15 protein-coding genes and 3 pseudogenes are annotated in these 13,086 nt (G+C 37.7%); 2 read left to right on the forward strand and 16 right to left on the reverse strand.

Features of this window, described 5'->3' with window-relative positions; genetic code table 11:
• Positions 1-431: 431 nt before the first annotated feature.
• Positions 432-1,550: an RNA polymerase sigma factor RpoD gene (gene rpoD / locus ACPC58_RS10820; RefSeq protein WP_217374931.1), complete on the reverse strand. Its 1,119-nt coding sequence runs from the start codon at positions 1,548-1,550 to the stop codon at positions 432-434.
• 2 nt (positions 1,551-1,552) lie between these two features.
• Entirely contained in the window at positions 1,553-3,340 is a 1,788-nt protein-coding gene (dnaG, locus tag ACPC58_RS10825; RefSeq protein WP_217374930.1) for a DNA primase, read from the reverse strand.
• A 161-nt stretch (positions 3,341-3,501) separates the two neighbouring features.
• Between dnaG and mscL the strand changes: the two genes are divergently transcribed.
• The gene (gene mscL, locus ACPC58_RS10830; RefSeq protein WP_434065983.1) at positions 3,502-3,867 is read left to right on the forward strand and encodes a large conductance mechanosensitive channel protein MscL; all 366 of its coding nucleotides are present in this window, start codon (positions 3,502-3,504) and stop codon (positions 3,865-3,867) included.
• 102 nt (positions 3,868-3,969) lie between these two features.
• On the opposite strand, the gene galE is transcribed toward mscL, so the two are convergent.
• The 14 genes and pseudogenes from galE to ACPC58_RS10900 form a co-directional block, all read right to left on the reverse strand.
• Positions 3,970-4,983, reverse strand: coding sequence for a UDP-glucose 4-epimerase GalE (galE, locus tag ACPC58_RS10835; protein WP_434065984.1), 1,014 nt, complete (start codon positions 4,981-4,983; stop codon positions 3,970-3,972).
• Positions 4,984-5,097: 114 nt separating this feature from the next.
• A complete protein-coding gene (gene rpsU / locus ACPC58_RS10840; RefSeq protein ID WP_000048054.1) occupies positions 5,098-5,274 on the reverse strand; it encodes a 30S ribosomal protein S21 in 177 nt (58 codons plus the stop codon).
• A 100-nt stretch (positions 5,275-5,374) separates the two neighbouring features.
• The gene (locus ACPC58_RS10845; protein WP_434065985.1) at positions 5,375-6,007 is read right to left on the reverse strand and encodes a TIGR01906 family membrane protein; all 633 of its coding nucleotides are present in this window, start codon (positions 6,005-6,007) and stop codon (positions 5,375-5,377) included.
• Entirely contained in the window at positions 5,997-6,770 is a 774-nt protein-coding gene (locus ACPC58_RS10850; protein ID WP_434065986.1) for a TIGR01457 family HAD-type hydrolase, read from the reverse strand. Before ACPC58_RS10850 ends, ACPC58_RS10845 begins: the two co-directional genes overlap by 11 nt.
• 9 nt (positions 6,771-6,779) lie before the next feature.
• Positions 6,780-7,109, reverse strand: a pseudogene (locus ACPC58_RS10855) (NUDIX domain-containing protein); the annotation flags it as partial.
• A gap of 110 nt (positions 7,110-7,219) precedes the next feature.
• A complete protein-coding gene (locus ACPC58_RS10860; protein WP_434065987.1) occupies positions 7,220-7,411 on the reverse strand; it encodes a hypothetical protein in 192 nt (63 codons plus the stop codon).
• Positions 7,412-7,534: 123 nt separating this feature from the next.
• A pseudogene (locus ACPC58_RS10865) lies at positions 7,535-7,873 on the reverse strand (recombinase zinc beta ribbon domain-containing protein); the annotation flags it as partial.
• Positions 7,874-8,335: 462 nt separating this feature from the next.
• Positions 8,336-8,530, reverse strand: coding sequence for a class IIb bacteriocin, lactobin A/cerein 7B family (locus ACPC58_RS10870; protein ID WP_039671026.1), 195 nt, complete (start codon positions 8,528-8,530; stop codon positions 8,336-8,338).
• A 16-nt stretch (positions 8,531-8,546) separates the two neighbouring features.
• Positions 8,547-8,804, reverse strand: a complete 258-nt coding sequence (locus ACPC58_RS10875; protein WP_039671027.1) for a Blp family class II bacteriocin — start codon at positions 8,802-8,804, stop codon at positions 8,547-8,549.
• A gap of 208 nt (positions 8,805-9,012) precedes the next feature.
• The gene (locus ACPC58_RS10880) at positions 9,013-9,189 is read right to left on the reverse strand and encodes a hypothetical protein (RefSeq protein ID WP_434065988.1); all 177 of its coding nucleotides are present in this window, start codon (positions 9,187-9,189) and stop codon (positions 9,013-9,015) included.
• A gap of 325 nt (positions 9,190-9,514) precedes the next feature.
• Positions 9,515-9,703 (reverse strand): hypothetical protein, encoded by a 189-nt coding sequence (locus ACPC58_RS10885; protein WP_039671028.1) that lies wholly within the window; start codon positions 9,701-9,703, stop codon positions 9,515-9,517.
• Between the two features lie 40 nt (positions 9,704-9,743).
• Complete coding sequence (locus ACPC58_RS10890) at positions 9,744-9,935, reverse strand: Blp family class II bacteriocin (RefSeq protein ID WP_434065989.1); 192 nt, start codon at positions 9,933-9,935, stop codon at positions 9,744-9,746.
• 680 nt (positions 9,936-10,615) lie between these two features.
• Positions 10,616-10,807, reverse strand: a complete 192-nt coding sequence (locus ACPC58_RS10895) for a hypothetical protein (protein WP_024405076.1) — start codon at positions 10,805-10,807, stop codon at positions 10,616-10,618.
• 1 nt (position 10,808) lies between these two features.
• Positions 10,809-11,039: a bacteriocin class II family protein gene (locus tag ACPC58_RS10900; RefSeq protein WP_115265875.1), complete on the reverse strand. Its 231-nt coding sequence runs from the start codon at positions 11,037-11,039 to the stop codon at positions 10,809-10,811.
• A 690-nt stretch (positions 11,040-11,729) separates the two neighbouring features.
• On the opposite strand from ACPC58_RS10900, the pseudogene ACPC58_RS10905 reads away from it, so the two are divergent.
• Positions 11,730-12,834 (forward strand): annotated as a pseudogene (locus ACPC58_RS10905) (IS3 family transposase).
• The last annotated feature ends 252 nt before the right edge of the window (positions 12,835-13,086 follow it).

Raw genomic sequence — 13,086 nt, forward strand, 5'->3', positions numbered from 1 at the left:
TTTAAAAGGTCTGGGAGACCTTTTAAAGTTGGAGATATAAGCTGACGGCAGTCAGCTCACATAAATTGAAGTCTGGGGATAGACTGTTTCAGCTCAACAACTTAAAACGAAAAATTGTTGACGAACCCTTCTATGAATGGTTGAGTCCTTTCCCACTCCCGTCAAAACAAATCACTGAACCTTGCCTGCTTTCTTATTTCTGGGCAGGCTTCAACAGTCTGGGAGACTGTTGAAGGTTGGAGATGAAACAAACGAAGTTTGTGTCAAAACCTCCCCCGCAAATTAGCCTGCTCTCTTATTTTCAAGCAGGTGTTAGAAAGGTACGCAGTACCTTCGCTCGTTTCCTGTTTTCGGCGAGCGGTTGATTTTGTCTCCCAGACAGCCTGCTCTCTTATTTTCAAGCAGGCGTTAGAAAGGTACATAGTACCTTTCTAATCCTCAATAAAGTCTCTGAGTGGTTTGCTGCGGGATGGGTGGCGGAGTTTGCGAAGGGCTTTGGCTTCAATTTGGCGGATGCGTTCACGGGTTACGTTAAAGACCTTACCAACATCTTCTAACGTGCGCATTTTTCCATCATCTAAACCAAAACGAAGACGCAATACGTTTTCTTCACGATCAGTAAGAGTATCCAATACCTCATCTAGTTGCTCACGTAGTACGACACGTGTGGTGTAGTCAACAGGATTTTCAATGACTTCGTCTTCAATAAAATCTCCTAAATGGCTATCATCCTCTTCACCAATAGGTGTTTCAAGTGAAACAGGCTCTTGCGCAATCTTAAGAATTTCACGAACTTTTTCAGGTGTCATGTCCATACGTTCTGCAATTTGTTCCGGAGTCGGATCTTGACCTAATTCTTGGAGAAGATTACGTTGTTCACGGACCAATTTGTTGATTGTTTCCACCATATGTACTGGAATACGAATGGTACGAGCCTGATCTGCGATAGCACGAGTAATGGCCTGACGGATCCACCATGTCGCATATGTTGAAAATTTGAATCCTTTTGAGTAATCAAATTTGTCAACGGCTTTCATCAAGCCCATATTTCCTTCTTGGATCAAATCAAGAAACTGCATACCACGACCAACATATCGCTTCGCAATAGAAACAACTAAACGTAGGTTAGCTTCTGCCAGACGTTGTTTTGCTTCTGGATCACCAGCTTCTACTGCCAAGGCTAATTCCTGTTCCTCTTCGTTGGTCAAAAGTGGAACAACACCAATCTCTTTCAAATACATCCGAACAGGATCATTTACTTTTGCCGAATTACTTCCTAGCAATTCTTCATCAGATAATTCTGGTTCTTCTTCAACTCGTAATGCCCGTGCCGATGGATTACCTTCTTTATCAACAATCGCAATTCCGGCATCTTGAATACGCTGAAGCAAATCGTCAATACCATCCGCATCCAATGTAAAGGGAATGACTAATTGGTCATTGATCTCATCGTCGGCAGCAGACCCTTGCTTCTTATGGTTGCGAATAAATTCTGCAACTTGGATGTCAAAGGTTGTTACTTCAGTTTTTTTATCTTTATTATTTGTCATGCTTACTCCATTAGTTTTCTTTTATCCAGCAACTGTTGCAACTCATTAAGTGCAACATCACTATTTCCCATATGAGAGTATTCACGAATATTTCGTGAAATTAATTGATTTTCTTTTTTTAAAAGCTCCTTATCTCGCTTATTCTCCAATTCTTCTATTTCACCCTGAGCAACTTCTTCTGGCAAACGTTCTTCCAGCATCCGATACCAGGCTTGTTGAACCGAGGCATCCATTTGAGACAATTCATAACTTGTAATTTCGCCCTGTTCACGCAATGTTTCATAAATAACTTGAAGTTCTGGTGTAACAAAATAAAAATCATCTCTTAGTCGAAATTCATTTAAAATATAAGCGTGTTTAACCATCCTATATAATAAATGGTTCTCTGTCCGAATAAGACTTGTAGTACGAAGGAAAGGTTGTTCAGGAAACAGCTTTCTTGGAACAACTTGCTCATTTCCTCTACCAACTCTTGTCTGCCGTTGTTGCAGTCGTGCATTGTTGACCGCTAACTCAACTTGTGTGTAGTCAAAATCAGACAATAAATCTGCCACTTTGTATATATAAGAATTTTGAGCAGTAATGGATGGTGTTTTTGCAATAATCGGTGCAATCTTATCAACAAATTCAATTTGCATCTGCAAGTTATCAGGATTTTCAGGTTTGAGGTACTGAATTAAAAACTCAACATCACTCATCCTTGATTTTTCCAATATCTGTTGCAGTGCCTCTGGAGAATTCTTCTGTAAAAATTCATCCGGGTCCATATTATCAGGAAGCTTCACAATATCTATCTGAAAATTTTGCAATTCATCCAGTGCTTTCATGGTTGCAGCCTGGCCAGCTTTATCTCCATCGTATGTAAGGACAACTTTTTTACAAAATTTAGAAAGGTGACCAACATGCTCTTGTGTCAATGATGTTCCCATGGAAGCAACGGCATTTTCGATACCAGCCCGATGCGCCGCAATGACATCCAAGAAACCTTCCATTAGATACACTTCCCGTTGCTTTTTGATAGTAGCCTTAGCCTGATCCAAATGATACAGCTCATAGCTCTTATTAAAAATCGGCGTGCTGCGAGAGTTTTTATACTTGGCTAGTTGCTTATTTTCTTGGTCTTTTTTCGTCCAAATACGACCCGAGAATGCGATAACTCGACCATATTCATCACTCAAAGGAAAAATAATACGCCCTTGAAACGCATCGTAGATCATTTCGCCTTCACTTGGGTTAAATAAGCCCGACTGTAGTAAGTTTGCCTCATTGTACTCTGCTGATAATTTTTGATAAAGGATATTTTGCTCATGTGGTGAGAGACCGATTTGAAAAGTTTGAATCACTTCATCAGTCAAACCACGTTGATGCAAGTATCTCCTTGCCTCTTCACCCATCTTCGTCGTCATTAAGAAGGCATGGTAAAATTTTGCGGCATCCTTGTGTATATCAAAAAGAACCTGATGGGGATGCTGTCTTGATTGCGCCTGCTGATTAGTGGGGATGAATTCAGTTTGAAAACCAGCTTTTTCAGCAATAATTGCCACGGCATCAGCAAATGAAACGCCACGAAACTCCTCAATAAATTTAAAAACATCTCCTGATTTACCACAACCGAAACAATGATAAAATTGCTTATCTTCAACTACGTTAAAAGAAGGTGTTTTTTCCCCATGAAAAGGACACAAACCTAAATAATTACGCCCCGCTTTGGTAAGCGCAACCGATTCACCAATAATATCTACAATGTTAACCGATTGCTTAAGCTCATTTATTTTTTCTTTTGCTAACATCGGTTACCTCCATAAAATTCAGGGAATCTGCACATTTTAACATTCTTTATTGTATAATAAATTTCTTGAAAAGTAAAACTATCAAGTCGTTATAATTGTAAAAAAAAGAAAAGCGATTATAATAGAAAAGTAAAATATTTATGAAAGGACATATTTAGGATATGTTAAAAAATTTAAAAGCATTTTTGTTCAAACGCAATGTTATTGACCTTGCAGTCGCAGTTATCTTCGGTGCTGCATTCAAATCCATCATTGACTCATTGGTAGCTGATTTAATCACACCTTTGTTGTTAACTCCAGCATTAAAAGCTGCAGGTGCAGATAAAATTTCAGAATTGAGCTGGAATGGTGTTACTTATGGTAACTTCTTGAGCGCAGTAATCAACTTCCTCATCATTGGCACTATCCTCTTCTTCATTGTTAAAGCTGCAGAAAAAGCTTTCCCTAAAAAAGTTGAAAAACCAGCTCCTTCTGGACCAACTCAGGAAGAATTGCTTACTGAAATCCGTGATTTATTGAAGAAATAATTCTTGATTGGAGAGACAGGTGAATCACCTGTCTTTTTTTTGTTACCCAAAAAAGAAGATGTGAGCACTACGCGCACACCTTTATATTTTTAAAAATCAACATTAACCCTTATAACCATTTGGATTTTTAGATTGCCAATTCCATGTGTCTCGGCACATATCTTCAATTGTTTTTTCGGTTTTCCAATTGAGTTCAGCCAGAGCCTTGTCAGCATTTGCATAACAAGTTGCTACATCCCCAGGACGATGATCAACAATTTTATAAGGTACCTTAACTCCATTTACCTTTTCAAATGCTTGTACGAGTTCTAATACACTTGTTCCTTGTCCTGAACCTAAATTATAAGTATATACACCTGTCGTATCCGAAATCTTTTCAAGTGCTTTAATGTGCCCAAGTGCTAAGTCAACTACGTGAATGTAGTCACGAACACCTGTACCATCTACAGTATCATAGTCATTCCCAAATACACTCAACTCTGCCCGTTTACCAACAGCTACTTGTGCAATAAATGGCATAAGGTTGTTTGGAATACCAGCAGGATCTTCACCAATCAATCCTGATTCATGAGCACCAATTGGGTTGAAATAACGAAGAAGAGCAACACTCCATTCTTTGTCAGAAACTTCAAGATCGCGCAAAATCTGTTCCAACATCACCTTTGTATAACCATAAGGGTTAGTCGCACTTGTTAGCATATTTTCCACCAATGGTGATGGATTGTTCAATCCATATACAGTAGCACTGGATGAAAAGACAATTTTCTTAACTCCAAATTCAGCCATCACCTCTACCAGAGCAAGCGTTGACATGATATTATTTTCATAATACATTACTGGTTTTTCTACAGACTCACCAACAGCCTTGTATCCTGCAAAATGGATTGCTGCTTCAATCGATTCTTTTTCAAAAACCGAACGGAGAGCCGCCTTATCAGCTACATCCAATTCATAAAAAGTTGGTCTCTTTCCTGTAATCTCCTCAATACGATCCAAAACCAGAATACTTGAATTAGAAAGATTATCAACAATGACAACCTCTTTGCCCAATTTTATCAATTCAACAACTGTATGGCTACCAATATACCCAGCACCACCTGTTACTAAAATACTCATGCAAGACTCCTTTTTTCATGAACAAAATGACTTGACTCAATTCTACATACCTATTATAAGTTAGATAAGGTAAAATGTAAATAAAAAACAGCCCTAAAGCTGTTTTAAATTCAATTAGAATTTTTTGCGCTTGCGAGCTGCTTCTGATTTACGTTTACGTTTTACAGATGGTTTTTCGTAGAATTCACGTTTACGTGTTTCTTGAAGAGTACCAGCTTTAGTAACCGCACGTTTGAAACGACGAAGAGCATCATCAAGTGATTCGTTCTTGCGTACTACTGTTTTTGACATTTTTTTCACTCCCCTCAATTTCAAAGTCTTTATCATTTTACTATGAATGCATCCGTTTGTCAATCTTTTTTGATTTTAAATCATAAAAACCTGTCCTAGCTCAACTTGCCAATCGATTGCTTTTTCGAGACCACGCAAGCATTGCCCAGAAGAACACTTCGTAAAGAACAAAAAATAAAATAAAGCAATGCAAGAAAAATTCCTCAGGTAAAATATAAATGACAGGATCCTTGACTGGATCAAATAACCAAGTAGAATCACCAGGAAAAAGGACCGTATGAAAAAGAACAAAGAATTGGTCAAATCCCATAAGAAGCCCCATTAAGCCGATGACAACCGGTGCAAGCATCATCCACAACAAGGTTTTTTGAACCAACCAGCCATGACCTTTTAAAAGAATCTGTTTGATGAACAAGAAAAAAGCGGGAAAACTTAGAACAAACACACCTTGCGCTAAATGAAATAGTTTTTTCACATCAGCGAAATGTTTGAGACCATCAACTGAGGAAGAAAAGTTAGGCATGTCTAAAACTGTCTGAAATGGATTGGTTAAATAGTTCATCAAAATATTGAAATTATATGAGATGTCTGCCGATTTCATATAGACGATTTTTTCCAGCCCTAGATAAGAAATTTCAACAGGAAACACCAGCCATGCCAAATAAATGGTAGCAAGGATTGCACCCGACAGCACAAATAAAACCGTTCCGAATACTTGTAGTTTAGTTTTCATCAAAGCTCCATTCATCTAAACTATTCAACACATGGGTTGGCGCAATTGGTAAATGAGCTACTTCTTCTGGCTTCGTAAAACCAGTAAGTACCAAAAGGGTTGAAAAACCATTATCAATACCTGCCCGAATATCTGTCAAATAATTATCACCAACCATAATTGTCTGACTCTTTTCAGTTCCCAGTATCTCCAAGGCCTTATCCATAATGATGGATTTTGGTTTTCCAATGATGGCTGGTTTGATCCGAGTTGCAGCTTCTAATAGCGCCAATATTGAACCTGCTCCCGGTAAATGCCCACGCTCAGTTGGAATATTCAAATCTGGATTGGTGCCAATAAAGGTTGCTCCTTTTTGGATCGCTAATGTAGCAATCGTGAGTTTTTCATAAGTCAAATCAGTGTCTAGCCCAACAACGACATAGGCAGGATTATTTGTATCCTCAATGTAACCTGCCTCATAAATAGCTGATTTTAGCCCATCTTCACCGATTACATAAACGGTCTTGTCTTTACCCAAATCATTCATATAGTCGATGGTAGCAAGACTTGCAGTGTAGATGGTTTCGAGTGGCGTCACAATATTGAATTCCTCAGCCAGCATGGCCTGTATCGTTTCAGGTCTGCGGGTGGTATTATTGGTCACAAATAAATAGGGAATTTGTCGTTCCTGCAATCGATGTACAAATCGTTCCCCAGCTGGTATGCGCTTTTTCCCTTCATAAATTGTCCCATCTAAATCAATCAAGTATCCTTGGTACGTCATTTTTCCTCCTTAATCAAATCGTGTTTCCCAATGTTTGGCATGACTAGCTTCAAAACAAAGGGCTATTTGTTCTGGTGTATTTCTCCCTAAAGATAGCTGTGGCAAGTCGTCAAGTTCAAAATAAGCTGAGCCGATTGTTTCCAAATTTGGTTGAAATTCCCCACCAATAACCTTGCAAAGAATAAATACCTTTGTTACACGGTGTGCAGACTTGGTTGGATTATTCTTATGTTTGTCCAAAATCGCCACAACGCGTTTTGCTTCAACCTCGAGTCCCGCTTCTTCTTTTACTTCTTTAATCACATTATCCTTAACCGATTGATCTACGTCACACCAACCCTCTTATGTCAAGTAAATGACACTATTTTTCTACACTGAAAACACCCTTATTATACCACAAAGCTACTTTTTAAGAAAGAGACTCGCTATTACACAAGTCTCTCATTAGATTATCTATAGACAACTGTAAAAGAACCTTGGCCATTGACGACAATCCTCTCGATATGAGTGTCAACCACTTCCCTGGTCATTTTTTTGTCAAATGCTATATTTTCCCTACCAACTACCTTTAATTGTTCTTCTATTTCCATTATAGAATTATCTAAGTTCTGACGTTTTTCCATGTAAGTTTCTCTTGTCATCAAGCCCTCTTTATAGTCTTGAAAATGAGAAACCTTTTGAGTTTTCAGCCGTTCAGCTTCTCTTATAAGATTCGTTTTTGATAGCTTTGGAGAGTTCTTCGGCAACCGAGACTTTAATTCTTTCTCGATAGCCTCTTCTATTCTATCTATCCGACAGGACTTCATGGTCTGGCCTTGACTTCTACAGTAACGACAATAAAAATAATCATAGTTGTTATAGTGGCTATATCGAAGGAGACGATGCCCGCAATGTTCACAGATAACTAAGCCTCGTAATAAAACTTCTTCTGGCTGGTTGCAAGTCTGATTTTTCGGCCCACTAATGCGAGAGGCAAGTGATCGTTGAGCTTTGTCAAAGTCCTCACTTGATACAATTGCCTCATGATTATTGTCAAGACGTTCCCACTCTGATTCAGGCCGCCGAATCTGCTTACCATTTACCGTTGTTCTAGTATTAAACAGGAATGCTTAGAAGCAGAAAAATCTTATTTCTAATCTCCAACATAATGAGCAAATACTGAACCCCCAATTTGGGTTTCCTCCTTGAATTTCTTCCAAGACGAAGGTATTTAATTCAATATGTTTATCAAAATTTCATATCAATATCAGCCTCCAAATTTATTTCCTATGTCTGTTTTTTATCATGAGATATCTTTTGTATAACTATTCAACCGTTCAAGATGAATACTTTGCTGTACTTGACTTGATAATTTTTGGGGAGGTTAAAAACATTTAGCATACTTTGAAAATCTACAAATAGACCAAAATCGAATTTCTCAATCAAAAATCCAGTCTAAAAGATAACTGCATAATAGATAGATAAGAGGAGCTACCCCAGCAATGATTAGTTTCTGATTATTCTTTCGAAGACCGATTAGTATAACTACAAGGGGAATTATGAATAATAAAAGCGATAAAAGACTTTTATAATCCATTTATGATTGCCTTTCCGCTCCCAACAAGGCATCCTACTCCAGCCGCTGCACCTCCTGAAAATGCACCTCCGATAATAGCTCCACCTATACAGTGTCCTACAACTGATCCCCAATTAATTTGACCGCCAGTTACATTTGCTAAGTCAAGTTCATGTAGAACCTCAAAACCATTATACTGCTTCATGATATAAACTCCTTCCTTAGTTAAACTTATTACCAATCATTCCACCCATACATGCAAAGCCTCCTGCAATTGCCCCAACATGAGCTCCGACAAATGCACCTGGAAGTGCTCCAACACCTCCTGCTGGAGCTCCCCACAGAGCTCCACTTCCAGCTCCTGCCAATGCATATCCTCCCATGTCTTTTAAACAATCCTTACCAGAGTATCCACCCTCAACTGTCGAAAGAAGTTCAGCATCTAAAACATCAAATTTACAAATAGTTATTGTATTCATTGTAAATATCTCCTACCTAATATTTTTATTTTGTCGGGTTGCAACCTTGACAAGTCTAGTATAGCATTTCTTCAAAAAATAATTTCCCCATTTCCTGAACAGTCATTTAACTTTCCTAAATGGGAAGATTTTACCGTTACTTATTTATATTAATAAACCAAATCAAAAGTCACACCAATAATTTATATTAGTGTGACGACAAACAATATTAGAAACACCAAGTTTTATCGGACCAGAAAAGCTTATCTAGCCAATACATTAGTAACAATGATAAAACCAAACTCAACCAGTATACCCAACTTTCTAAGCCATACTTATCCAATAAATAGACATTCAGATAGAGCTCTAAACTTCCATAAAGAGTCAATTTAAGAACTCGCTTCATTCGCACCCGTTCCTCTAGATTTTTTAATTTATTATGAGTTAAATTAACAAGCTGGTAAAACTTTCCTTGGATAGGCTGGGATATAATCTACACAATTAGATTGTGGAGGATGAACAATTGTCATCCGACTTTTGATATATCTCTTAAATGCTATCTTTTGTTTTTTCTATACGGAATAAGAAGTATCAAACAAAAAGTTAGTAACGATCCTAATAACAAGACGTAGTCTTTGAATGTTTTTGGAAAAATTGGAAAAATAATTACTATCAAAAAGCCAAATGCCATTATAAAAGCAGCTAAATTAAACTTTCTCACTTTTATGAACCTATTTGCATAAAGCAACTGCAGCACCTACTCCTGCCATTGCCCCGCCAAATACACCTAAGGGGCCAGTAAGTGCTGCCCCTGCGAGAAATCCTCCTCCCGCTGCTGCCATAACTCCCCAAACACAATTATTTTTTGAAGCTCCTGCAGAAATATTTACTAGTTCTACCTCTTTTAATGTATAATACATTTTTAATTAATTCCTCTCTTTTAGTCAGCAATATTAATGTTTATCTACAAGCAATAATTGCACCAGCCGCTGCCCCGACTGCTGTACCAATAGCACCGGCCAATAGACCTCCTGCTAGTCCTCTACTACCACCCCAAAATGCTCCTCCAGCTATTGTAGCAACACTAAGCGTTGAAACTCCACCTTCAACAGTAGCAAGAGAATCAGTATTAAGCACGTTGAATTGTTCCATTGTTTTTGTCTCGTTGAAATTTTGATAAATCTAATATAACACTCTAGTGTCATATTTTTTCTAAAAATCTTGAAATGTCTTTTTTTCATCATGAAATGAATTTTTCCATAGATTTTCAACCACTCAAGATAAAAACATCAGCCGGAGCTGGTGTGTGGATAAAATCACTTCTCAAAAATGATCCTTTTATATTATGATAAGAAACAGAAAAATCCAATAATATTCAAAGTGAAAAGTGCTGGGGCAACTCTCTAAAAAATTAGATACTGAAACTATAAGAATTCCTGTAATTATAGCAGTTGAAACTACCTTTTTTCTTATCCATAATAATTACCATATTTCAATAGTTCCATTGACATAGACCATTGTGCCTTTTAACAGAAGATGGCTACTCTACCTCAAAAATCAATGATTGCACACCTATCATATTAGCTATGTCTTCTTCTGCTTAAATAACTATTGAATCTAAAACATCCGATACTACTGAGCTGAGTCATAGTAATTAAAAAAGTATTGTATCATGTCTCGGATAAAATTTAGTATTACAATTACTCCGATTATTGATTTAACTTTTTTTAATCCCACATCTTCTTTAGAATTACCAATAAAATGGATAATACACAGTATTAGAAAATATGGAAAGAAATCACTAAAAATGATTACTGAAATATCCTTAAGCATTATTTTAACAGATCTCCTGTTATTGATTTTCCGCCATTAACGACACAAGCTCCTAAAGCAGTCCATGGTCCACCAACTAGTCCAATTACCCCTGCGCCAATACACTGTGCCCCAGCAACGACCCAGTTTACTCTTCCACCACCATAGATAAGTTCTAAAGTTTCGTCTGGTAAATTTTTTTGCATATTCATACTATTTTCCCCCTAATATATTTCCAATACAGTAAATACTGCCACCTATTTGTCCTAGCCCGATTCCGATTCCTGCTCCTATAAGCCCTCCAGCTAGGGCTCCTCCAATTGCTCCTTCAGCCATTCCCCAGCCAATATCTGCTAGACATTTCCCGGCGGAATATCCACCTTCAACACTAGCAAGCTCAGTTGGATTTAAAGTAACAAATTGTTCCATTGATTTTGTATTCATAACGAATACCTCCTTATATAATATTTTTATTTGTCCAGTTGCAACCTCGACAAGTCTAGCATAGCACTTCCTCAAAAAATAGTTCCCCCATTTCCTGAACAGTCATTTAACTTTCCTAAATGGCAAAATTTTGTCGTTGAAGATGATGTAATGACCATTCGAGAATTATTTTTAGTTTGAGTCAATATCTCTTTTTTTCCATCCTGGACGTTTCCATGACCATTTAAGATTTGGACGCTTTTTTCTTTATTTTGGATTGAAAGAAATTATCTATCTTCTTCGCACATAAAATAAGCATTAAAAATATACCGAATAGTAATAGATCAATTATTGTTGTATTGGGAAAAAAATAACTAGAAAAATCTTTACACTAAAAATATAACAATAATATAAATTTATGTTTTCAGAAAAACTTCATGATTACTTTTCTTACTAAATCTTTTATAGGGTAATTCCCCCTAAACCCGATCCAACAATTCCACACCAGGAACCACACACTTAAACCTGATGCTGCTCCATGTCTCGCACCTTCAACAGATCCAGTCCTTGCTAACGCCCAAAATTCCGTCATGACTTTATCCGAAATAGCTCAAATCCACTTCGCTCTCTTGATTCAGACTTTGAATCGGTTACACTAAACTAGACAGAATTTATAAAGTGTTCTACACTAAAGAAAACAGGAGAAACAATATGTCTAGAAAAATACGCCGTCATTTTACAGATGACTTTAAACAACAAATCGTTGACCTTCACACTGCAAGTATGAAACGAAGTGCGCTTATCAAAGAATATGATTTAACCCCTTCTACCTTTGATAAGTGGGTGAGACAAGCTAAAACAATGGGCTCCTTCAAATCAATTGATAATATTACCGATGAACAGCGGGAGCTGATAGCTCTTAGAAAGCGAAACAAAGAACTTGAAATGCAGATAGACATCCTAAAGCAAGCGGCGGTGATTATGGCACAAAAAGGGAACTAATCACTGCTAACAAGGATAAATACAGCATTTCAGCCATGTGTCGTTGGTTGAATCTCCCGCGCTCTAGCTACTACTATAAAACCTCAGAACCAGTATCTGAAGCTGATCTTGAAGAAAAGGTGAAACAAATTTTTCTCGAGAGCCAATCGAGATACGGTGCCAGAAAGATCAAGCAATGTCTGGCTACAGATGGGATTATCTTATCTCGTCGCCGCATTCGTCGAATCATGAAGCGGTTAAATCTCGTATCTGTTTACCAGCAGGCTAGCTTCAAGCCATATGCTAAAGGGAAAAACGAAGCCCCTATTCCAAATCTCTTAGACAGACAGTTCCACCAAGAAAAACCACTGGAAGTGATTGTGACAGATTTGACCTATGTCCGTGTTGGTCAGCGTTGGGCTTATGTTTGCTTGATTATTGACCTCTTTAATCGTGAAATTATTGGCGTATCTGTTGGCTGGCAGAAGACTGCAGAGCTCGTCAAACAAGCCATTCAGAGTATCCCTTATGCTTTAACCAAGTCAATCTTTTCCATTCTGACCGTGGCAAGGAGTTTGACAATCAATTAATTGATGAGGTCTTAGAAGCCTTTGGTATCACCCGTTCGCTAAGTCAAGCTGGCTGTCCTTATGACAATGCAGTAGCTGAGAGTACCTACCGTTCCTTCAAACTGGAGTTTATTCATCAAGAAACCTTTCATTCACTTAAAGAACTAACCCTTAAAACCAAGAACTATGTCCACTGGTGGAATCATCATCGCATTCACGGTAGTCTCAATTATCAAACACCCATCGCTAAGCGAGTGACCGCTTAACAAAAAACACTTTATAAAAATTGTACAGAAAAGTGTTACCTTTTCAAATTATTATTCAAATCCTAAACAGTCACCGAAACGTCTTGAATGGTTTATCATAGACACAAAAAAGAGCAGTTCATTCTACTACTGCTCTTTCCATCTTTTTTCGCTGCAATCGCATTTGTAATTTTAGAGGCTCTATAATTTCTGTAGTGGGTAAATCCACTGTAGAGATTATGGAGCCTTTTTTAGTGTAGAAAAAAAGTCCCA

This window comes from Streptococcus sp. VTCC 12905, assembly GCF_049893385.1.
GTDB lineage: Bacteria > Bacillota > Bacilli > Lactobacillales > Streptococcaceae > Streptococcus > Streptococcus suis_AA.

Bases quoted from the DNA above. Each gene is read 5' to 3' on its own strand.
- rpoD (WP_217374931.1), bottom strand. From the start codon at position 1,550: ATGACAAATAATAAAGATAAAAAAACTGAAGTAACAACCTTTGACATC.
- dnaG (WP_217374930.1), bottom strand. From the start codon at position 3,340: ATGTTAGCAAAAGAAAAAATAAATGAGCTTAAGCAATCGGTTAACATT.
- mscL (WP_434065983.1), top strand. From the start codon at position 3,502: ATGTTAAAAAATTTAAAAGCATTTTTGTTCAAACGCAATGTTATTGAC.
- galE (WP_434065984.1), bottom strand. From the start codon at position 4,983: ATGAGTATTTTAGTAACAGGTGGTGCTGGGTATATTGGTAGCCATACA.
- rpsU (WP_000048054.1), bottom strand. From the start codon at position 5,274: ATGTCAAAAACAGTAGTACGCAAGAACGAATCACTTGATGATGCTCTT.
- ACPC58_RS10845 (WP_434065985.1), bottom strand. From the start codon at position 6,007: ATGAAAACTAAACTACAAGTATTCGGAACGGTTTTATTTGTGCTGTCG.
- ACPC58_RS10850 (WP_434065986.1), bottom strand. From the start codon at position 6,770: ATGACGTACCAAGGATACTTGATTGATTTAGATGGGACAATTTATGAA.
- ACPC58_RS10860 (WP_434065987.1), bottom strand. From the start codon at position 7,411: ATGACAAGAGAAACTTACATGGAAAAACGTCAGAACTTAGATAATTCT.
- ACPC58_RS10870 (WP_039671026.1), bottom strand. From the start codon at position 8,530: ATGAAGCAGTATAATGGTTTTGAGGTTCTACATGAACTTGACTTAGCA.
- ACPC58_RS10875 (WP_039671027.1), bottom strand. From the start codon at position 8,804: ATGAATACAATAACTATTTGTAAATTTGATGTTTTAGATGCTGAACTT.
- ACPC58_RS10880 (WP_434065988.1), bottom strand. From the start codon at position 9,189: ATGAAGCGAGTTCTTAAATTGACTCTTTATGGAAGTTTAGAGCTCTAT.
- ACPC58_RS10885 (WP_039671028.1), bottom strand. From the start codon at position 9,703: ATGTATTATACATTAAAAGAGGTAGAACTAGTAAATATTTCTGCAGGA.
- ACPC58_RS10890 (WP_434065989.1), bottom strand. From the start codon at position 9,935: ATGGAACAATTCAACGTGCTTAATACTGATTCTCTTGCTACTGTTGAA.
- ACPC58_RS10895 (WP_024405076.1), bottom strand. From the start codon at position 10,807: ATGAATATGCAAAAAAATTTACCAGACGAAACTTTAGAACTTATCTAT.
- ACPC58_RS10900 (WP_115265875.1), bottom strand. From the start codon at position 11,039: ATGAATACAAAATCAATGGAACAATTTGTTACTTTAAATCCAACTGAG.